Here is a 21,669-nt window from a genome sequence, read left to right as displayed (position 1 = left end):
TTTGCTCAATAAAATGTCTAGAATTGGAGCTATTAGGTTTATGCCGTTTTCGGCACAGTTCAACATTTAGAGTAATTATGGCCGTATTAGAAGTATTAACGTTCCCGGACGACCGTCTACGCACCGTAGCAAAACCGGTAAAAACAGTAACACCTGAAATCCAAACATTCATCGATGACATGATTGAAACCATGTATGACGAAGAAGGCATTGGCCTTGCTGCAACGCAAGTCGATTTCCATCAACGTATCGTGGTTATCGATGTATCAGAGACACGCGATGAACCAATGGTATTAATCAATCCTGTTATTACACAAAAAAGTGGTGATGACGGTATAGAAGAAGGTTGTTTATCTGTTCCTGGCGCAAAAGGAATGGTTCCTCGTTCTGCTGAAGTGTCAGTAACGGCATTGGATCGTGATGGAAATGAATTTAGCTTTGATGCTGATGATTTACTAGCAATCTGCGTGCAACACGAATTAGATCACCTTGAAGGTAAATTATTCGTTGATTACTTGTCGCCATTAAAGCGCAAACGCATCAAAGATAAGCTAGAAAAAATCAAAAAATTCAACGAAAAAAATTAGTCATGATGACCGAGGTTAACTTGAACAAACCCTTACGCATTATATTTGCAGGTACGCCTGATTTCGCGGCTCGCCACTTAGCAGCTCTACTTGATTCTCATCACGAGATTATTGGCGTTTATACACAGCCAGATCGTCCTGCAGGTCGAGGCAAGAAACTCACAGCAAGTCCTGTGAAAGAATTGGCACTAGAGCATGCGATTCCAGTTTTCCAACCAGAGAACTTTAAAAGCGATGACGTGAAACAAGAATTAGCTGACCAAAATGCAGATTTAATGGTTGTGGTTGCTTATGGTTTATTACTACCACAAGCAGTACTTGATACACCAAAGCTAGGTTGTATTAATGTTCACGGTTCTATTTTACCTCGCTGGCGTGGTGCTGCTCCAATTCAACGTTCAATTTGGGCTGGCGACGCTGAAACTGGCGTGACAATTATGCAAATGGACATTGGTCTAGATACTGGTGACATGCTAAGTATTGCAACGCTCCCGATTGAAGCAACAGATACCAGTGCGTCAATGTACAACAAGTTGGCAGAGCTTGGTCCTGTTGCTTTAGTTGATTGTTTATCTACGATAGCAAATGGCACAGCGGTTGCTGAGAAGCAAAACGATGATCTAGCCAATTACGCAAAAAAACTCAGTAAAGAAGAAGCTAAAATCGATTGGACAATGGATGCAGAAGTCATTGAACGCTGTGTTCGTGCTTTTAATCCTTGGCCAATGAGTCACTTCTCTGTTGACGATAAAGCGATCAAAGTATGGCAATCTCGCGTTGAACACTACCAAGGTAATGCAACGCCAGGAACCATCATTCAAGCTGATAAAACGGGTATTTATGTAGCAACAAGCTCAAATGCGATCGTATTTGAACAACTGCAAGTACCCGGAAAGAAAGCAATGGGGGTTCAAGATATTTTGAATTCTCGTAAAGAATGGTTCGAAGTGGGTAATACACTGAACTAACTCTTCAAAACATAAAAAAGGTGGCATAATCGCCACCTTACTTTTTAAATGGCAAATATCGTATTTGCCATTTTATTTTGCCAATCATATTTAGGTGATGACATGAACGTTCGTGCTGCGGCAGCCAAAGTTATTTATCAAGTTGTCGATCAGGGTCATTCTCTCTCTTCAGCGCTTCCAAAGGCTCAATCTGAGATCAAGCCTCGTGACCAAGCCTTATTGCAAGAAATTTGCTACGGCGTACTGCGCTTTCTTCCTCGTTTAGAGTCGGTTGCTCAATCCTTAATGGATAAACCATTAAAAGGAAAGCAACGTGTTTTCCATCATCTGATCCTAGTTGGTATTTATCAACTTAGTTTCATGCGTATTCCTGCACACGCTGCGGTAGGCGAAACCGTTGAAGGCACTAAAAACCTAAAAGGTCCAAAACTGCGTGGTTTGATCAACGGTGTACTTCGAAGCTACCAACGTAGCCAAGAAGAATTAGATGCAAAATCAATCAGTCACGATTCAGGTAAATACGGTCACCCTGGTTGGTTGCTTAAAATGCTAAAAGAAGCGTACCCAACACAATGGGAATCGATTGTTGAAGCAAACAACAGCAAAGCACCTATGTGGTTACGAGTAAATAGCCAACACCACACTCGTGATGAATACATTGCACTGCTTGAAAAAGAAGAGATTGCAGTAACCCCTCACAGCCAAGCAACTGACGCTTTGTTATTAGATAAAGCGCGTGATGTATTTACCTTACCGGGTTTTGAGCAAGGTTGGGTATCCGTACAAGATGCCGCTGCACAGCTATCTGTTGAGTATCTACAACCACAAGATGGTGAGCTGATTTTAGATTGCTGTGCCGCTCCAGGTGGTAAAACGGCGCACATTCTAGAGCGCACTAAAAACACAAATGTCGTTGCTATCGACTGTGATGAAACTCGCTTAACTCGCGTGTATGAAAACTTAGAACGTCTTAATTTAACCGCAAAAGTAATTTGTGGTGATGCTCGTTATCCTGAACAATGGTGGCAGGGCGAACAGTTTGACCGCATTTTATTAGATGCGCCTTGTTCTGCAACTGGGGTCATTCGTCGTCACCCAGACATCAAATGGTTACGTCGTTCAGAAGACATCAAAGCTCTTGCAGAACTGCAAAGTGAAATATTTGATGCAATGTGGCTACAACTAAAATCAGGCGGCACTATGGTGTATGCAACTTGCTCAATCACACCGCAAGAAAACTGTGATCAAGTAAAAGCCTTTTTAGAACGTACTGAAACCGCATCTCTAGTGGATAATACAGACCCAGCGAAACCTGGACGTCAAATTCTTCCTGGTGAAGAAAATATGGATGGCTTCTATTACGCCGTTCTACAAAAAGCATAATCGACTCACGAGCGAGCAATCGGTATGAAAATTATAATCTTAGGTGCAGGGCAGGTTGGCGGTACATTAGCTGAAAACTTAGTGGGCGAAAACAACGATATTACCGTTGTAGATAAAAGCTCAGAGCGATTACGTGAGCTGCAAGATAAGTATGACTTACGCGTTGTTCAAGGGTTTGCTAGCCATCCTGATACATTAAGAGAAGCGGGAGCGCAAGATGCGGATATGTTGGTTGCTGTAACCAACTCTGATGAAACCAATATGATTGCTTGTCAGATCGCATTTACCCTTTTCAACACCCCCAACCGTATTGCTCGTATTCGTTCACCTGAATACCTAAAAGAAAAAGAACGCTTATTTCAATCAGATGCCATTCCGGTTGACCACCTGATTGCTCCTGAAGAATTAGTTACTGGTTATATCGAGCGTTTAATCGAATATCCGGGCGCTCTCCAAGTAGCAAGCTTTGCTGAAAAGAAAGTCAGTCTTGTTGCTGTAAAAGCCTACTATGGTGGCCCATTGGTTGGGAATGCATTATCAGCGCTTCGCGACCACATGCCTCACATTGATACACGTGTTGCAGCTATTTTCCGTCAAGGTCGTCCTATTAGACCTCAAGGCACGACAGTTATTGAAGCCGATGATGAAGTTTTCTTTGTTGCGGCAAGCAATCACATTCGTTCTGTAATGAGTGAATTGCAGCGTCTAGAGCGCCCATACAAACGGATCATGATTGTTGGTGGCGGTAATATCGGTGCAGGACTTGCGAGACGTTTAGAGAAAAACTACAGCGTTAAACTAATTGAACGTAACATGAAACGCGCAGAGCAGTTATCAGAACTGCTCGAAGACAGCATTGTTTTCTGTGGTGATGCTGCCGATCAAGAATTACTCAGTGAAGAGCATATCGACCAAGTCGATGTCTTTATTGCAGTAACCAACGAAGATGAAGCAAACATCATGTCAGCCATGCTTGCAAAACGCATGGGCGCAAAGAAAGTAATGGTACTAATCCAACGTAGCGCTTATGTTGATTTAGTTCAAGGCGGCGTAATTGATGTAGCTATTTCTCCACAGCAAGCGACCATTTCGGCGCTATTAACCCATGTTCGTCGTGCTGATATCGTAAACGTCTCTTCTCTTCGTCGTGGTGCAGCAGAAGCCATTGAAGCGATTGCTCATGGTGATGAAACCACCTCTAAAGTGGTTGGTAAAGAAATACAAAATATCAAACTTCCACCAGGTACGACTATTGGTGCGATTGTTCGTGGTGAAGAAGTTCTCATCGCACACGATAAAACCGTGATCGAACAGGATGATCATGTTGTTATGTTCCTAGTGGATAAGAAATACGTTCAGGATGTCGAACGCTTATTCCAACCGAGCCCGTTCTTCTTGTAATTATGGTTAACTACAAACCGATCTTATTTGTTATAGGGCTTGTGCTGTCTAAGCTCGCCCTATTCATGTATATCCCAACTCTCGTCGCCTTATTTACTGGTACTGCTGGATTTATCGAATTTGCACAAGCGGTTGCTATTACTCACGTAGTGGCATTTGCTTGTTTAACTTTGGGCCGCAGTAAACAGTTTAAAATGAACGTGAGGGATATGTTCCTTATCACAACCCTTGTATGGACAATTGCCAGTGCTTTCGCGGCCCTGCCTTTTGTGTTCATTAACCACATTAGTTTTACCGATGCTTACTTTGAAACCATGTCAGGGATCACCACAACTGGCTCAACCGTTTTAAGCGGTCTTGACGAGATGGCTCCGAGCATTTTGTTATGGCGTTCAACATTACAGTGGCTTGGCGGTGTCGGCTTTATCGTAATGGCAGTGGCTATCCTACCGATGCTTAATGTCGGTGGTATGCGATTGTTCCAAACTGAATCTTCCGATTGGTCAGATAAAAGTGCTCCAAGAACCAAATACGTTGCCAAATACATCGTAAGTGTCTATTTAAGTTTAACGCTCTTATGTTTTTTAAGTTACTTGGTTACTGGGATGACACCTTTTGAGGCAATAAACCATGCCTTTACTACCTTATCTACTGGGGGGTACTCTACCTCTGATAGCTCAATGAATCGTTTCTCGAATAGCACTCACTGGGTTGCCTCTTTCTTTATGTTTGCTGGTGGGTTGCCTTTTTTACTATTCATTCAAGTACTTAAAAAGCGCGATCCTAAAGTACTATTTAAAGATGCCCAAGTGGTTGGCTATCTTAAATTAATCTTAATCACCAGTTTATTAATTGCAGCGTGGCTGGTGGTTCATAATGATTATGAAGTAATGGATGCGTTACGAGTTTCTGTATTTAACATCATTTCGGTAGTGACAACGACAGGCTTTGGTTTAGATGATTTCACCGCGTGGGGGGCCTTTCCTGCCATCATTTTTGCTTTTGTAATGTTAACAGGTGCGTGTTCTGGCTCAACTGCGGGCGGAATTAAAATTTTCCGTTTTCAAATTGCCTCAACCATGCTCAACAAACAAATGATGAAGCTCATCCATCCATCAGGGATCTTTGTTCAACGTTATAACGGACGTCCAGTGACAGATGACATTACACGTTCAGTGGTTGCTTTAGTCTTTACTTTCATTCTAACCATCATTGTTATCTCTGCACTATTAGGCAGTTTGGGACTTGATCCCGTCACCAGCATAACCAGTGCTGTTACCGCAGTAGCTAACGTTGGCCCCGGTATGGGACACATTGTTGGTCCGACAGGAAACTTTGCTACACTGCCTGATGCGGCAAAGTGGATATTAAGTATTGGTATGCTAATGGGAAGGTTGGAGATTTTAACAGTATTAGTTTTATTCTTCCCTGCGTTCTGGAAAGGATAATTAAGCTTTTCAATAGATACAATAATGGCGCTAGAGTTTCTTGAAAAAGTATCTCTAGCGCCATTTTTTATATGAAAAATACACTTACTTATACAGGTTTCACGTAATAATAAATCGATAAAAATTGAGTAATACAGCCACCTAATACAAATAGGTGCCAAATGGCATGATTATATGGGATTTTCTTCGCTACATAAAAAATAACCCCAAGAGAATAAATCACACCACCAAGGCCTAATAAAATAACGCCATTAATATCGATATGAATCACTAATTGGTAAACCGCAATAACAGACAACCAACCCATAACAAGGTAAGTAATGAGTGACAGTTTTTTAAATCGATAGACAAAAACGATCTTGCCTATAATTCCGAACAAAGCAATAGCCCAAATAACCGCCATTAGCCAATAGGCTAGGGGAGTACGTAAACTCACTAAAAGGTATGGGGTGTAACTACCTGCGATAAGCAAAAATATTGCGCAGTGATCAAGGGTTTTTAATAAGCGTTTTGCTTTAGGCGCAGCAATAGAATGGTATAGCGTTGAAGCCAAAAACAGCAAAATAATACTGAGGCCGTAAACAGACATACTCGCCATTGTTAGCCAATCAGCATCAACAGCATGTGCTTTTACAAGCAATAATATTAATGCAACAACACCAAAAATAAGTCCTAAACCATGGGTTAGGCTATTGGCTAATTCTTCTTTTTTTGAATAAGGAGCAGGAGTAGACATTAATTATCCCATAGAGTGATTACTCGATAAGATAAGTATGACACATTTAAGCGTACAGTTGTAAGCTTAAACATGTCAGTTTCTCATCAAAATAATAAATCATGTTGTTTGATTTAAAAAATCAATAACTTGTTGACCAGCATCTTCTGGAGATAGTTGTGTTGGAATCACTAACTTACGCTTTAAATCTCCATTGCTTAACACTGAAGATAATAAACCCAACACTCCTCCTTGATGCCTTCTATCGACCTCAAACCACAGTTCTAATTCGTCATTCTTCCTATGAGTAATTAATTCAAGCTCACGCCAGCGGCCATGATATGGACCATCAAAAGGAACAAATTCAAATTCTTGTACAAAAGGAAGATCAAAGCCTTTTACATATTCACACTCAACCTGACGAATTCGCAACCCTTCAGTTTCTAACGCGGTTAACACACCATCAAGCAGTGGTTCTGGGCGTACCGTAACTGGGTCTTTATCTGTTGGATCCAGTCCTAAAGAAATATCCAGCCCTGTTTGCACCCACACTTTTGCTTCACCAATTGTCACTGGGGTATTGAGTGGTAAATCTAATTCAATCTCAAATTTTCGCTCTTGTTTTGGCTCTATCATAAACGCATAAGGTAAGCTCCAATCTGCCAACACATGAGTTTGTTTTATAATTTGTGTTTGAGAACTATTATCACGATTACGTTTAACTTCTTTTTTATATTGGCAGCATAACTTCAAATCAATATTATCAATTTGTTGAGCTGTCGCTCCACCAGTCACTTCAATCGTTACCAACACTTTTTGCCCTGGGATCAAAACTTCTTGATGAATGATCGTGTCTACATTCGCAGAACCAATGCCTAACGACGCCAACGTTTTCTTAAAAAAAGACATTTTTATCTCCTAACTCATCCATGTTTTTATGCTGTTATTATCGCCTAGATCGTAAAATTACGTTGAGATGCACCTCGACTAATTGACAGTTTATGGTACCCTTAATGAGTGTTTTTTAAACACATAATCCTGACTATTTATTTGGATTGCGAAAGCTAGAAGAGAGTTTCATCTTGATGTAACTCATAAATAGTTAGGTCATTAATTTGGCCAAGGAAGTGCCTGGCTATAGAGATCAACAATGCGTCCTATGACTGTCAGGTTCTCACGCTCTGCTTCAACGCACAGTGTGGATCGTCGTCGCAGCCACTTTGTAAAAGTTGCGGTAACAAAAAAGAACGTCCCTGAAATGACTTTAATAGTTTCAGAAAAAACAGAAACACCTAAAGAAGTTTCATTCGCGGCATAAGTAAAAAGCGTGGCCTACTGGTTGCGCTTTTTTTTTCTTAAAACAACCGTTATATCGTACTTAACATCCTTTATAACTTAGATATACTAACCCTAATAATTATAGGGAGAATGCTCAATGAAATGTCACCGCGTTAATGAATTAATCGAATTAATCCACCCAGAATGGAAAAAAGAACCTGAACTTAATCTTATGCAGTTCATTGTAAAACTAGCAGAGGAAACTAAGTACGAAGGAAAACTAGAAGACTTAACCGATGACGTTCTTATTTATCATCTAAAAATGCGTAACAGCGAGAAAACAGAAATGATCCCAGGTCTTGCAAAAGATCAAGAAGATGATTTTAAAACCGCTATTTTAAGAGCTCGTGGGCTACTATAAGTAACCAACAACGCCAACCTCTACTCTATACCCAAGTAATTCTGAAACCGTTTCAATAACCTTTACTTGGGTAGTTCAATAAAAACGATCGTTTACTCCCCAAATAAAACACACTTTTTTAACTAAATTTGAACCTTCTTACGAACTCTACCTATTCATCAGGCTATAATTCAGCCGCAATGTCCTAATATCTCAAACAAATAAGTAGTTATGCTCAATAAATTACGTTGGGATACCCATAAAAAATAATAGGAAGAATAATGAGTCAGGATAAGATCGACATCAAAGATGTGACTCCAAAACAATTTAATCCAAAAACACATAAATCTAGCAGTGATCGCTTTAACCCCAATTCAGGTATTTATGTTCGACAAAGTAAGGGGACCTTTCAAAAGTTACGTCGCTATGGCGGTTGGTTTTTACTTGCTCTCTTTGTTTTAACGCCTTGGATTTCATTTGGTGATCGCCAAGCCATTTTATTAGATATTGGCAGCCAACAATTTAACTTTTTTGGTACGACTTTATTTCCTCAAGATCTCACATTACTCGCTCTTTTATTTGTTATAGCGGCTTTCGGTCTCTTCTTTATTACCACCTTTTTAGGCCGAGTGTGGTGTGGTTATCTCTGTCCTCAAACCGTTTGGACATTTATGTATATTTGGTTTGAAGAAAAATTAGAAGGGCCCGCCAATAAGCGACGTAAACAAGATCAGCTATCAATGACCTCTAATTTACTGATCAGAAAAACCTTAAAACACATCGCTTGGATTGCAATAGCTATTGCTACAGGATTAACTTTCGTTGGCTATTTCGTTCCAGTAAAAGAATTAGTGGTCGATTTCTTCACTTTTAATAGTGATTTCTTACCTGCGTTCTGGATATTATTTTTTGCCGCCTGTACTTATGGTAATGCTGGGTGGATGCGATCGATTGTTTGCTTACACATGTGTCCTTATGCTCGCTTCCAATCTGCAATGTTTGATAAAGATACTTATATTGTTGGTTATGATCCTAAACGAGGTGAAGCTAGAGGCCCAAGATCCCGCAAGAAAGATCATAAAGAATTAGGATTAGGCGACTGTATTGATTGTAATTTGTGTGTTCAAGTTTGCCCAACAGGTATTGATATTCGAGATGGCCTACAATATGAATGCATTAACTGTGGTGCTTGTATTGATGCATGTAACGAAACCATGGATAAAATGGGTTATGAAAAAGACCTAATCAGCTATACCACTGAGCATAAATTAGCAGGACACAAAACTCATATTATGCGACCAAAACTGATTGGTTATGGCATTGTCATGATTTTAATGATGGGTTTGTTCTTTGCTCAAATAGCGACGGTAGAGCCTATGGGGCTTGATGTATTACGCGATAGAAACCAACTATCACGGATCAATAGCACCGGTTTAGTAGAAAATACTTATACTTTAAAAATTATTAATAAGACGCAACAAAAACAAAACTACCATCTGTCTGTTATTGGTTTGAAAGGGGTGACTTGGTATGGTTCTGACAGTGTTAATGTCGACCCTGGTGAAGTATTTAGTTTACCTATCAGTTTAGGTATCAGTGCTGATAATTTAACAGCCCCTATTACTACCATTATTTTTGAAATTAAAAATGATGACCAACAAGTGATAAAAGCAGAAAGCCGTTTCTTTAAACCGCTATAATCACTCTATTATTGACTCAAAGGGCTCATAAAGAGCCCTTTTTATTTGAGAAAACACTATGTCTGAATACGCCTTTAACTTCAGTACGCTTACCCCTGACTTATTGTGGCACGCCCTTGCAGAAATAGGCGTAAGAGCAGAATCTGGTTTTCTAGCGCTAAACAGTTATGAAAACCGTGTTTATCAATTCAGCGATGAAGAAAAACGTCGTTATGTTGTAAAATTTTACCGCCCTCAACGTTGGTCAGAAGTTCAAATTTTAGAAGAGCACTTATTTTCTAAACAACTTGTACAACAAGATATCCCAGTAGCCGAACCAATAGAAATAAATGGCAAAACGCTTCACTTTGCTAAAGGCTATTGGTTTGCTCTATTTGATAGTTTAGGTGGTCGCACATTTGAAGTGGATAATTTTGATCAGCTTGAATCGGTAGGACGATACTTAGGCAGAATACATAAGGTTGGAGAGTCTGAACTATTTACTCATCGCCCAACTGTTGGATTAGATGAATACTTATATCAACCAAGAAAGTTATTGGAAAACAGTTCATTTATTCCTTCTTATTTAGAAAATAGCTTTTTCTCTGATTTAGACATGCTAATCGGCAAGATAGAGCAACATTGGCAACCAAGTAAAACCATTCGCTTACATGGTGATTGCCATCCAAGTAATATTTTATGGCGTGATGGCCCACTATTCGTCGATTTAGATGACGCAAGAAACGGTCCTGCTGCACAAGATATATGGATGCTGTTAAATGGAGATCGCCAAGATAAGTTAGTTCAGTTAGATATTCTCGTTGAAGCTTATTCTGAATATTGCGATTTTGACCACAGCCAACTGAAACTAATTGAGCCATTGCGTGGTCTACGAATGGTACACTACATGGCATGGCTAGCAAAACGCTGGCAAGATCCGGCGTTTCCCATTGCATTCCCATGGTTTGCCGATGCAAAATACTGGGAAAGCCAAGTACTCGGATTTAAAGAACAAATAGCGGCCTTAAATGAGGCCCCTTTAGAACTGATGCCACAGTGGTGATACAACCCTGAATAAGCAATTATGCAGATAAACATTAATAGGCATAACAAGCTAAAATAATAAAACAAACACAAATGGATTGGAGAAAATTACACATGATAAAGAAAATAATGGCACTGTTTGGTGCTTTAGCGCTAAGTTTTTCAGTTAATGCAGCAAACTTTACAGAAGGTGACTACTATAAAGTGTTAGACCTTCCTGAATCAAAAACACCAACAGTAAACGAGTTCTTCTCTTTCTATTGCCCACACTGTAGTAGCTTTGAACCACTAATTCAGGGTTTGAAAAAAACACTGCCAGAGAATGCTACCTTTAAGAAAACACACGTTTCATTCATGGGTGGAAACATGGGTCTATCAATGAGCAAAGCCTACGCCACTATGATTTCTCTTGGTGTTGACGATAAAATGGTTCCAGTTTTCTTCAATCGTATCCACACAATGAATAAGCCCCCACGTAATGAACAAGAAATTCGTCAAATCTTCCTAGATGAAGGTGTGAACGCTGACGAGTTTGATGGTACTTACAATAGCTTTGCAATTAACTCTATGGTTAATCGTTTTGATAAAGCATTCCAAGACAGCGGTCTAACAGGCGTTCCTGCTCTTATCGTTAACAACAAATACCTTGTCGAACCAGGTAAAATTCAAAGTGCTGAAGAATATTACGAGTTAGTAAACTGGTTACTTAAAAAGTAATACAACGGTATTATCTTAAAAACAATAAATACTAAAATGGAGCGATGATTCGCTCCCTTTTTTATATATCTGAATTCATTTATTTAACACACCTTGCAGGTACTCATCCTTTTCTTTCCATAAGTCATTTATCTACAAGATTATACCGCTTGAGCAGTTAGCTGCTTTAATAGCCGATCCATCGCCCGATAACCTACCGCTTCAGCCAAGTGAATTCGTTGAATATTATCTTCTCCCGCCAAATCAGCAATGGTTCTCGATACTTTAATGATTCGATGATAGGCACGAATAGAAAGTCCAAGCTGATGAAGTGTATTCTCTAAAAATGCCGCATCTTCCTTGGCTAATGGGCAATACTTCTCGACCTCTCGACTGCCTAATAAGGCGTTCACTTTATTACTACGTTCAAGCATTCTGGCGCGCGCAACACGTACTCTTTCTTTTATTTTTTGAGTTGATTCACCTCTATCGCCACCCTCTGTTAATGTCCCTTTAGGTAAGAGCGGGATCTCTAACGACATATCAAAACGATCAAGTAACGGCCCTGAAATTCGATTAAGATAACGAAGTATCAATTGAGGGTTAGTTCTTGTTTGATTCCCCTCGTAATAGCCGGTTGGGCTCGGGTTCAACGCTCCAACCAATTGAAAGCGGGCTGGAAACCTCGTTTTACTGGCAGCACGAGAAATAACAATTTCCCCAGACTCTAATGGCTCTCGCAATGAGTCGAGCACCTTCCTTTCAAACTCCGGCATTTCATCTAAAAACAGAATACCATTATGCGCCAATGAAATTTCTCCCGGCCTAGGAATAGAACCACCACCAACCAAAGCAGCCATAGAGCTCGAATGATGTGGCGAACGAAATGGGCGAACACGCCAATTAGACTCATTAATATGCTGATGAGTTAATGATGCCACCGCCGCTGTTTCAAGCGCTTCATCATTGGTCATTTCAGGTAACAAATCACTCATACGAGAAGCAAGCATGGTTTTTCCTGTGCCGGGAGGGCCGAGATACAATAGATTGTGTCCACCAGCCGCTGCAATTTCTAAAGCACGCTTTCCCTGTTGTTGGCCAATAATATCTTGTAGATCTCGCTCTAGAGAATCAACTTGCTCTTCTACTTTCGGGGATACAAATAAACCGAGTTGCTGTTGACCACATAGAAATCCACACACCGACAGTAAGTGAGAGGCTGATTTATGAATATCCCGACCAACCAATGCAGCTTGATCACCATTATCGTCAGGGACGACCAAACAACGATTCGCTTTTAATGACGCTAATGCAGCAGGTAGTACTCCTTTAACTTTACGTAACTCTCCCGAGAGAGCCAATTCTCCCACAAACTCATGGCCCTCTAATTTCACTTCAGGGATCTGATCCGACGCAGCCAAAATACCCAAAGCGATAGGGAGATCAAATCGACCACCCTCTTTAGGCAAATCAGCAGGCGCTAAATTGACCGTAATTCGTTTTGATGGAAACTCAAAGTTCGCATTAATTATCGCACTTCTCACTCTATCTTTTGCTTCTTTAACGGTGGTCTCCGGTAATCCCACCAAGCTAAATCCTGGCATTCCATTACTGATATGTACTTCAACGGTCACCTCTGGCGCTTCAACACCAACGCACGCTCTACTGTGTATAATTGCTAATCCCATTTCCCTGCCCAATGATTTATAAAGCGAGTATTTCTACGCTTTTTATTGAATTGTTATATATAAGCGCTAAATGAACAAGAATTGTGAATAAAATGAGAGTTTTTTCTTGTCATGAGAGCCATGTCTGTGTTACCACTAAGTTAATGTAACGAATTATCAAAAAAACACGCTTACGGACAGATTAAATGACCTTTTTTGCTCAACTGAATATTCTTATTATTAACATTCTCGTGGTGATTCAGGTCACCGCGCGGGGATAAGTGAGCAAAAAGTCGTAACAACACGCACACTTAAAACCCCCAAGCTCACAAGCGAGGGGGTTTTTTTATAGATTCAGGAAGAAATGGGGGCACATGATGTGCAAGAATGGAAAAACAATCACTCACGCAGGGAGCGACAGTGTATGAATGGCTCACAATTAGTAGTTAAAGCCTTAAGAGATGAAGGGATCACCACGGTTTTTGGTTATCCAGGTGGGGCAATCATGCCTATCTACGATGCCTTATATGACGGGGGAGTTGAACACATTCTCTGCCGCCACGAACAAGGTGCAGCTATGGCCGCTATTGGTATGGCTCGTTCGACTAAAGATGTGGCGGTTTGTCTAGCAACATCTGGCCCCGGTGCTACAAATTTAATTACTGGCCTTGCTGATGCGATGCTTGATTCTATCCCTCTTGTTGCAATCACAGGTCAAGTGGCAAGTCACTTAATCGGTACCGATGCATTTCAAGAAATGGATGTTATTGGCATGTCCCTCTCTTGCACCAAACACAGCTACCTTGTCACCGACATCAATGAACTCGCCCCTGTTATCGCAGAAGCGTTTGAAGTTGCTAAATCGGGACGTCCTGGCCCTGTATTAATCGATATTGCCAAGGATGTTCAGGTTGCAGAAGCCCCAGTTACTGTACTCCCTCATTTTGAACCACCTGCAATACCTGTTGTTTCACCAGAAAGTATTGAAGCGGCTAAATCGATTCTAAAAGCCAGTCATAAACCCGTTCTTTATGTTGGTGGTGGTGTTCAACTTGCTCATGCCACTGACTCTGTTCGTGAATTTTTACTTCAGAATCCAATGCCTTCTGTAAGCACATTAAAAGGGTTAGGATCAATTGAGCGTCACGATCCTCATTATCTCGGTATGATAGGGATGCATGGTACTAAAGCGGCAAACCTAACAGTCCAAGAGTCTGACTTGCTAGTGGTCGTTGGTGCTCGTTTTGATGACCGCGTGACTGGCAAACTAGAAAGTTTTGCTCCACACGCTAAGGTTATTCATATCGATATTGATGCTGCCGAATTCAACAAACTTCGTCATGCGCATTCAACATTACGTGGCGACATCAATGTCATCTTACCTCAACTAAGTACTCCTCAAGATTTAAGTCCTTGGTTAGCTCATATTTCCGCATTACGAACAGAGTTTAAGTGGTCTTATAACCATCCTGGTGATCTAATTTATGCACCACTGTTACTTAAACAACTATCAGATATGATGCCAGACAGTTCTATTGTTGCTACCGACGTAGGTCAACACCAAATGTGGTCAGCACAACATATTCAACCACGAGCACCAGAGAACTATTTAACGTCTGCGGGTCTTGGGACGATGGGTTTCGGTTTACCTGCTGCAATGGGCGCAAAAGTCGCTCGCCCTAATGATGAATCTATCCTAATCACCGGTGATGGCTCTTTCATGATGAACGTTCAGGAATTAGGTACGTTAAAGCGTAAACAAATCCCTGTAAAAATGGTGCTATTAAACAACCAACGTTTAGGCATGGTTCGCCAATGGCAATCTCTGTTCTTCAATGGTCGCCACAGTGAAACCATTCTCGATGACAACCCTGACTTTGTTGCACTAGCAGCCGCATTTAACATCCCAGGAAAGACAATTACACGCAAAGAAGAAGTTGAACCTGCGTTAAAAGAAATGCTAGAAAGCAAAACCGCTTACATGCTACATGTGCTGATCTCTGAAGAAGAAAATGTATGGCCGCTTGTACCACCAGGCGCCGCAAACCAAGACATGGTGGAGGGTGAATAATGCAACGTTATATTTTAGAAATTGAAGCCACAGATAAACCAGTATTATTAGAACGCGTATTGCGTGTTATCCGTCACCGTGGTTTTGCTATCAAACAAGTACTTGCTACTCAAAATCAATCAAGTGGTATTGCTGCTATAGAAATTATCGTAGAAAGCGATCGTCCAATCAGCCTTCTTACTAATCAGATTGAAAAACTTTGGGATATTACCGCTGTTCATGTTTCTACATTGAACCGTGCATAAGATAAAAAATTTAAAGGATTAATCATAATGTCTACGACTCCTAAAAACAGATACCGTTCAGCGACCACAACTCATGGCCGTAACATGGCTGGCGCACGTGCATTATGGCGTGCTACTGGTGTAAAAGAAGAAGATTTTGGTAAGCCAATCATTGCGGTTGTAAACTCATTTACTCAATTTGTACCTGGTCACGTTCATCTAAAAGACATGGGCCAATTGGTCGCTGGTGAAATTGAAAAAGCAGGCGGCATAGCCAAAGAATTCAATACCATCGCTGTCGATGATGGCATCGCAATGGGTCATGGCGGTATGTTGTATTCACTGCCGTCACGAGAGCTGATTGCCGATTCAGTTGAGTACATGGTGAATGCACACTGTGCCGATGCAATGGTGTGTATCTCAAACTGTGACAAAATCACTCCGGGAATGATGATGGCAGCAATGCGTCTTAACATTCCGGTGATCTTTGTGTCTGGTGGCCCAATGGAAGCAGGTAAGACTAAGCTTTCAGATCAAATCATCAAGCTGGATCTTGTCGACGCAATGATCCAAGGCGCCGATCCAACGGTTTCTGATGCACAAAGCGAGCAAATAGAACGCTCTGCATGTCCAACTTGTGGTTCATGTTCTGGTATGTTTACCGCCAACTCAATGAACTGTTTAACTGAAGCATTAGGGTTATCTCAACCGGGTAATGGGTCAATGCTTGCTACTCATGCCGATCGTGAAGAATTGTTTATCAATGCAGGTAAACGCATAGTTACTCTAACTAAGCGTTATTACGAGCAAGGCGATGATTCCGCTCTGCCACGTAATATTGCCAACAAAGCGGCGTTCGAAAATGCAATGGCGCTAGATATTGCGATGGGTGGTTCAAGTAATACAGTACTTCACCTAATAGCATCCGCTCAAGAAGGCGAAATCGATTTTGATATGGATGATATAGATGAGATGTCTCGTCGAGTACCTCATTTATGTAAAGTAGCACCTTCAACACCTAAATATCACATGGAAGACGTTCACCGTGCAGGTGGCGTTATGGCTATCCTTGGTGAGTTAGATCGTGCTGGCTTACTTAATAACGATACCAATACTGTGCTTGGTTTAACCATGAAAGAACAATTAGCACAATACGACATCATGCAAACAGACGATGAAGCAGTACTTAAATTCTTCCGTGCTGGCCCAGCAGGAATCCGTACTACAAAAGCATTCTCGCAAGATTGTCGTTGGGATCGCCTTGATGATGACCGTGAAAATGGCTGTATTCGTACTAAAGAAAATGCCTTTAGCCAAGAAGGCGGCCTAGCGGTTCTTTCTGGTAATATCGCGGTTGACGGCTGTATTGTAAAAACAGCCGGTGTTGATGAAGATAACCTTAAATTCCAAGGCCCAGCCATTGTTTTTGAAAGCCAAGATACCGCAGTAGAAAGTATTTTAGCTGGAAAAGTAAAAGCAGGGAATGTGGTTGTTATTCGCTACGAAGGCCCTAAAGGCGGCCCGGGTATGCAAGAAATGTTGTACCCAACCACTTACCTAAAATCAATGGGGCTAGGTAAAGCGTGTGCTCTTCTTACTGATGGTCGTTTCTCTGGTGGCACTTCTGGTCTTTCTATTGGTCACGCCTCTCCAGAAGCCGCAAGTGGTGGCACAATTGGTTTAGTAAAAACAGGAGATATCATCACCATTGATATTCCAAGCCGTTCTATCACACTTGATGTACCAGAAGCTGAATTAAGCGAGCGTCGTGCAGAACAAGATAAGCTAGGTTGGAAGCCTGTTAATCGTCAACGTGAAGTCTCTTTTGCACTAAAAGCCTACGCAATGATGGCGACGAGTGCAGATAAAGGCGCAGTACGTGATAGATCTAAGTTAGAAGGGTAAATTTATGACAACACCTTCTTATCAAACTGGCGCAGAATACCTGCGTCAGATCTTACGAGCACCTGTTTATGATGTGGCAACAGTAACGCCACTTCAAGACATGCCTCGTTTATCTGAGCGAATTAAAAACCGAGTTCAATTAAAGCGAGAAGATCGTCAACCCGTTCACTCGTTTAAGCTTCGCGGCGCTTACACTATGGTTTCAAGCCTGACTAAAGAGCAACAGAAAGCAGGCGTTATCGCAGCCTCTGCCGGAAATCACGCACAAGGAATGGCGTTATCAGGCACTAAACTCGGTATTCAAACCACAATAGTGATGCCACGAACCACACCTGATATCAAAGTAGAAGCGGTTAAAGGATTTGGCGGTCATGTCATACTTCATGGCAGTAACTTTGACGAAGCTAAAGCAGAAGCAGAACGATTAGCAGAACTTCACGATTATACATTTGTTCCCCCTTTTGATCATCCATTAGTGATTGCAGGTCAGGGGACGATTGGAATGGAAATGCTGCAACAAAATGGGCACTTAGATTATATTTTTGTTCCTGTTGGTGGTGGTGGCTTAGCCGCTGGTGTAGCGGTTCTAATTAAGCAACTGATGCCTGAAATAAAAATTATCGCCGTAGAGCCTGAAGACTCCGCCTGTTTAAAAGCCGCATTAGATGCAGGTAAGCCAGTCGTACTTAATCAGGTGAGTATGTTTGCTGATGGGGTTGCAGTAAAACGCATTGGTGATGAAACATTCCGTTTATGCCAACAATATATTGATGGTCATATTACCGTTTCTAGCGATGAGATTTGTGCCGCAGTCAAAGATATCTTTGAAGACACTCGTGCAATAGCTGAACCTTCAGGCGCATTAGCGTTAGCAGGACTGAAAAAATTCGCAGACCAAAACCAGCTACAAGATAAACAACTCGGTACGGTTCTTTCTGGTGCAAACACCAATTTCCATGGTTTACGTTATGTTTCTGAACGATGTGAACTCGGTGAGAAGAGGGAAGGGTTGCTAGCTGTCACTATCCCTGAGCGTCAAGGCGCCTTTTTCGAGTTCTGTAACTTAATTGGTGGTCGAGCAGTTACCGAATTCAACTATCGTTATAACGATGACAAGCTAGCGAATATCTTTGTGGGTGTGCGCCTACAAGAAGGTCAACAAGAGCTAGATAACATAATTAATGACCTACAACAGGGTGACTATCCTGTTGTCGATCTCTCCGATAACGAAATGGCAAAGCTTCATATTCGCTATATGATTGGAGGAAAACCCTCAAAGTCATTGAAGGAGCGATTATACAGTTTTGAATTCCCAGAATACCCAGGCGCATTAGTTAAGTTTTTAAGCACATTAGGTACTCACTGGAACATCAGCCTATTTAATTATCGCAATCACGGAGCTGATTATGGCCGGGTATTGTGTGGCTTTGAGCTAAGCGACAGTGATCTTATCGATTTCTCAAAACATCTCAAAGAGTTAGGTTATCAATGGAAAGATGAAACCGATAATAGGGCTTATCAGTTCTTTTTATCTTAATTAGGTATCGCATACGTAAGGTTAATGCTTTTTTAGCCTTATTTTCATTCATTTTTGAAATTATGCTATACAATCCGTTTAAAACTGCTATTATTTTTCTCGGCCTGTAAACAGACCTATTTATCTGTAATATTATGCTTTTGAAACCTTCGTTATACTGCTTTACCAGTTATGCTTGAAGCTTTTTATACATATGTTTTACCTCAATAAATAATTCTTTATGGCTACAACTTCGCATTATGCGAATTATTTAATTAAAAAAATTAGGATATTATTATGTCTAAAACAACTGGTATCGTTAAGTGGTTTAACGAAGAGAAAGGTTTCGGCTTCATTACTCAAGATAACGGCGGCGCTGACGTATTCGTTCACTTCCGTGCTATCGCTTCTGAAGGTTTCAAAACTTTGAAAGAAGGCCAAAAGGTTTCTTTCACAGTAGAACAAGGCCAAAAAGGCCCACAAGCAGCTGACGTTGTTGGTGAGTAATTCGAACTTTCGAATTAAATTTTAAAAAATGCTGACTTCGGTCAGCATTTTTTTTATCTATAATTTGAGTTGAACGATTAAAAACACAAACAATAGACATAAAAAAAGAAACCGGAATGGCTTCTTTTTATTATCAATACCATTATGTATTAATTATTTTTTAACTGGGCGTTGCCAATTAGCGATTCGACGTTCTTTAGCACGGCTAATGTATAGCTCATTTTCATTCACGTCTTTAGTCACCGTTGAACCCGCACCAACCGTAGCACCATTAGCAATAGTAATCGGCGCGATAAGTTGACTATCAGAACCAACAAATACATCATCGCCAATCACTGTTTTAAATTTGTTTGCACCATCGTAGTTACACGTGATCACACCAGCACCAATATTAACACGCTTACCAATCTCAGCATCACCTAGGTAAGTTAAGTGATTTGCCTTAGAGCCTTCACCTAAACGAACGTTTTTAACTTCAACAAAGTTGCCAACATGCGCATCATTACACAACTCTGCACCTGGGCGTAAACGAGTAAATGGACCTACAGTACAATCTTCACCAACCGTGGCACCTTCAATAACGCTGTATGGACGAATAACCGTATTATCATCAATCTCACAATCTTTCAAAACACAGCCAGCACCGATAATGACATTATCACCAAGAGTAACATTGCCTTCAATGATCACATTCACATCGATCTCAATATCCATACCACATTGTAATGATCCTCTAAGATCAAAGCGGCTAGGATCACGAAGCATAACACCTTGCTCTAGCAACTTGTGTGCTTGCGCGGCTTGATACGCTCTTTCTAATCGAGCTAATTGAGCGCGATCATTAACGCCTTCAACTTCAATAGGACTAATAGGGTGAACCGCTTCTACTGCACGACCTTCATCATGAGCAGCAGCAATAATATCTGTTAAATAATATTCACCTTGAGCATTTTCATTTTTAAGAGCAGCTAACCAGCGTTTTAAATCACCGCCTGTAGCAACCATTACGCCCGTATTTATCTCTTTAATGAGCTTCTGCTCTTCTGTCGCATCTTTCTGCTCTACAATCGCAATAACAGGACCATTACGGCGAATAATACGTCCATAGCCCATAGGGTTATCTAGAACCACAGTAAGTAGTGCAATGCCGCCTGTTGGTTGAGCATCCAATAGGTTTTCTACTGTTTCAGCGCTGATCAGAGGAACATCACCGTAAAGAACTAATACTTTCTCATCATCAGCAAATTCTGGTGACGCTTGATTAACCGCATGACCCGTTCCCAATTGATCAGCCTGAAGAACCCATTGAACACGTTCTTCACCTAATTCAGCTTGCATTTGATCGCCACCGTGACCATAAACAAGATGAATGTTTTTCGCTCCAAGGCCTTCACATGTATCGATAACATGCTTAACCATTGGTTTTCCCGCTAAAGTATGAAGTACTTTAGGTTTGTTTGAATACATGCGAGAGCCTTTACCCGCTGCCAGAATTACTGCACTAAATTTCATAAAAAGCCCATTCTATTTTTTATGCTGACTTAATTTGCCTAGCTTGTGAAAACCAAAAAATACCAAATTCATTACCTACTACATTAAAAAATAATGTGTAATAACTAATGGAATTAATACTCGGGTCAAATTATACGCGAAAATAAACTATATCGGGTGAGAGATAACTAAGAATTATAGAAAAAGAAAAGGCGACCATATAGGCCGCCTTCTTTCTAATGGTACTTGATTAACGCGAACGTTTTGTCAGCTCGATAACTCGAAGCTGTGCGATCGCTTTAGCCAAATCACCAGCCGCTTGAGCGAAGTTAATGTCGCCATGCTGATTACGGATATTCTCCTCAGCCTTGCGTTTAGCTTCTTCTGCCTTAGCTGCGTCTAGGTCAACACCACGGATAGCTGCATCTGCAAGAACAGTTGCTGAACCAGGTTGAACCTCAACAATGCCACCAGAGACATAAATGTACTCTTCATGACCGTGTTGTTTAACAATACGCACCATACCAGGCGTGATAGCGGTCAGCAGCGGTGCGTGACCATGGAAAATACCAAGCTCACCTTCGCTACCGGTCACCTGCATCGTTTCTACTAGCCCTGAAAATAATTTCTTTTCAGCGCTTACAACATCCAGGTGAAAGGTCATTGCTGCCATATCGCCTCCTAATCAG

20 protein-coding genes are annotated in these 21,669 nt (G+C 41.1%); 15 read left to right on the top strand and 5 right to left on the bottom strand.

Going from position 1 to position 21,669, the window contains the following annotated elements; translation table 11 throughout:
- The first annotated feature begins 77 nt into the window (after nucleotides 1-77).
- The 5 genes from def to Q1K78_RS01060 all read left to right on the top strand — a co-directional run bounded on the left by def (nucleotide 78) and on the right by Q1K78_RS01060 (nucleotide 5,787).
- The gene (gene def, locus Q1K78_RS01080; protein ID WP_300173476.1) at nucleotides 78-587 is read left to right on the top strand and encodes a peptide deformylase; all 510 of its coding nucleotides are present in this window, start codon (nucleotides 78-80) and stop codon (nucleotides 585-587) included.
- A gap of 20 nt (nucleotides 588-607) precedes the next feature.
- Nucleotides 608-1,555 carry a methionyl-tRNA formyltransferase gene (gene fmt, locus Q1K78_RS01075; RefSeq protein WP_300173513.1) on the top strand — a complete coding sequence of 316 codons (948 nt, stop codon included), beginning with the start codon at nucleotides 608-610 and terminating at the stop codon, nucleotides 1,553-1,555.
- 102 nt (nucleotides 1,556-1,657) lie between these two features.
- Nucleotides 1,658-2,938: a 16S rRNA (cytosine(967)-C(5))-methyltransferase RsmB gene (rsmB, locus tag Q1K78_RS01070; protein WP_300173474.1), complete on the top strand. Its 1,281-nt coding sequence runs from the start codon at nucleotides 1,658-1,660 to the stop codon at nucleotides 2,936-2,938.
- A 24-nt stretch (nucleotides 2,939-2,962) separates the two neighbouring features.
- On the top strand, nucleotides 2,963-4,339 hold the full coding sequence (gene trkA / locus Q1K78_RS01065; RefSeq protein WP_300173472.1) for a Trk system potassium transporter TrkA: 1,377 nt from the start codon (nucleotides 2,963-2,965) through the stop codon (nucleotides 4,337-4,339).
- 2 nt (nucleotides 4,340-4,341) lie between these two features.
- The gene (locus Q1K78_RS01060; RefSeq protein WP_300173470.1) at nucleotides 4,342-5,787 is read left to right on the top strand and encodes a TrkH family potassium uptake protein; all 1,446 of its coding nucleotides are present in this window, start codon (nucleotides 4,342-4,344) and stop codon (nucleotides 5,785-5,787) included.
- 88 nt (nucleotides 5,788-5,875) lie between these two features.
- On the opposite strand, the gene Q1K78_RS01055 is transcribed toward Q1K78_RS01060, so the two are convergent.
- Together Q1K78_RS01055 and Q1K78_RS01050 are read right to left on the bottom strand one after the other, a co-directional pair.
- Nucleotides 5,876-6,523: a hemolysin III family protein gene (locus tag Q1K78_RS01055; protein WP_300173468.1), complete on the bottom strand. Its 648-nt coding sequence runs from the start codon at nucleotides 6,521-6,523 to the stop codon at nucleotides 5,876-5,878.
- A gap of 99 nt (nucleotides 6,524-6,622) precedes the next feature.
- Entirely contained in the window at nucleotides 6,623-7,411 is a 789-nt protein-coding gene (locus Q1K78_RS01050; RefSeq protein ID WP_300173466.1) for a sporulation protein, read from the bottom strand.
- 241 nt (nucleotides 7,412-7,652) lie between these two features.
- On the opposite strand from Q1K78_RS01050, the gene Q1K78_RS01045 reads away from it, so the two are divergent.
- The 5 genes from Q1K78_RS01045 to Q1K78_RS01025 all read left to right on the top strand — a co-directional run bounded on the left by Q1K78_RS01045 (nucleotide 7,653) and on the right by Q1K78_RS01025 (nucleotide 11,620).
- Nucleotides 7,653-7,820, top strand: a complete 168-nt coding sequence (locus Q1K78_RS01045; RefSeq protein WP_300173464.1) for a hypothetical protein — start codon at nucleotides 7,653-7,655, stop codon at nucleotides 7,818-7,820.
- A gap of 117 nt (nucleotides 7,821-7,937) precedes the next feature.
- Nucleotides 7,938-8,201, top strand: a complete 264-nt coding sequence (locus tag Q1K78_RS01040) for a YihD family protein (protein ID WP_300173462.1) — start codon at nucleotides 7,938-7,940, stop codon at nucleotides 8,199-8,201.
- A 260-nt stretch (nucleotides 8,202-8,461) separates the two neighbouring features.
- On the top strand, nucleotides 8,462-9,880 hold the full coding sequence (gene ccoG, locus Q1K78_RS01035; protein ID WP_300173460.1) for a cytochrome c oxidase accessory protein CcoG: 1,419 nt from the start codon (nucleotides 8,462-8,464) through the stop codon (nucleotides 9,878-9,880).
- 58 nt (nucleotides 9,881-9,938) lie between these two features.
- Complete coding sequence (locus Q1K78_RS01030) at nucleotides 9,939-10,922, top strand: serine/threonine protein kinase (protein ID WP_300173458.1); 984 nt, start codon at nucleotides 9,939-9,941, stop codon at nucleotides 10,920-10,922.
- A gap of 98 nt (nucleotides 10,923-11,020) precedes the next feature.
- The gene (locus Q1K78_RS01025) at nucleotides 11,021-11,620 is read left to right on the top strand and encodes a thiol:disulfide interchange protein DsbA/DsbL (RefSeq protein ID WP_300173511.1); all 600 of its coding nucleotides are present in this window, start codon (nucleotides 11,021-11,023) and stop codon (nucleotides 11,618-11,620) included.
- Nucleotides 11,621-11,760: 140 nt separating this feature from the next.
- Here Q1K78_RS01025 and Q1K78_RS01020 read toward each other — a convergent pair whose 3' ends face one another.
- Nucleotides 11,761-13,287: a YifB family Mg chelatase-like AAA ATPase gene (locus Q1K78_RS01020; RefSeq protein WP_300173456.1), complete on the bottom strand. Its 1,527-nt coding sequence runs from the start codon at nucleotides 13,285-13,287 to the stop codon at nucleotides 11,761-11,763.
- 403 nt (nucleotides 13,288-13,690) lie between these two features.
- Here Q1K78_RS01020 and ilvG point away from each other — a divergent pair, with 403 nt between their 5' ends.
- The 5 genes from ilvG (at nucleotide 13,691) to Q1K78_RS00995 (ending at nucleotide 19,489) form a co-directional block, all read left to right on the top strand.
- Nucleotides 13,691-15,337 (top strand): acetolactate synthase 2 catalytic subunit, encoded by a 1,647-nt coding sequence (gene ilvG, locus Q1K78_RS01015; protein WP_300173454.1) that lies wholly within the window; start codon nucleotides 13,691-13,693, stop codon nucleotides 15,335-15,337.
- On the top strand, nucleotides 15,337-15,582 hold the full coding sequence (ilvM, locus tag Q1K78_RS01010; protein ID WP_065601401.1) for an acetolactate synthase 2 small subunit: 246 nt from the start codon (nucleotides 15,337-15,339) through the stop codon (nucleotides 15,580-15,582). The genes ilvG and ilvM overlap by 1 nt, the downstream gene beginning before the upstream one ends.
- Before the next feature lie 27 nt (nucleotides 15,583-15,609).
- Nucleotides 15,610-17,466, top strand: coding sequence for a dihydroxy-acid dehydratase (gene ilvD / locus Q1K78_RS01005; protein ID WP_300173450.1), 1,857 nt, complete (start codon nucleotides 15,610-15,612; stop codon nucleotides 17,464-17,466).
- Between the two features lie 4 nt (nucleotides 17,467-17,470).
- On the top strand, nucleotides 17,471-19,003 hold the full coding sequence (ilvA, locus tag Q1K78_RS01000) for a threonine ammonia-lyase, biosynthetic (protein WP_300173448.1): 1,533 nt from the start codon (nucleotides 17,471-17,473) through the stop codon (nucleotides 19,001-19,003).
- Nucleotides 19,004-19,279: 276 nt separating this feature from the next.
- Nucleotides 19,280-19,489: a cold-shock protein gene (locus tag Q1K78_RS00995; protein ID WP_300173446.1), complete on the top strand. Its 210-nt coding sequence runs from the start codon at nucleotides 19,280-19,282 to the stop codon at nucleotides 19,487-19,489.
- A gap of 153 nt (nucleotides 19,490-19,642) precedes the next feature.
- Here Q1K78_RS00995 and glmU read toward each other — a convergent pair whose 3' ends face one another.
- On the bottom strand, nucleotides 19,643-21,001 hold the full coding sequence (gene glmU / locus Q1K78_RS00990) for a bifunctional UDP-N-acetylglucosamine diphosphorylase/glucosamine-1-phosphate N-acetyltransferase GlmU (RefSeq protein WP_300173444.1): 1,359 nt from the start codon (nucleotides 20,999-21,001) through the stop codon (nucleotides 19,643-19,645).
- A 229-nt stretch (nucleotides 21,002-21,230) separates the two neighbouring features.
- The gene (locus tag Q1K78_RS00985; RefSeq protein ID WP_065594564.1) at nucleotides 21,231-21,653 is read right to left on the bottom strand and encodes a F0F1 ATP synthase subunit epsilon; all 423 of its coding nucleotides are present in this window, start codon (nucleotides 21,651-21,653) and stop codon (nucleotides 21,231-21,233) included.
- Between the last annotated feature and the right edge of the window lie 16 nt (nucleotides 21,654-21,669).

This window comes from uncultured Aliivibrio sp. (assembly GCF_946479765.1).
GTDB lineage: Bacteria > Pseudomonadota > Gammaproteobacteria > Enterobacterales > Vibrionaceae > Aliivibrio.
The sequence above is the reverse complement of the archived record's forward strand: the minus strand, read 5'-3'. Positions and strand labels throughout refer to the sequence as shown.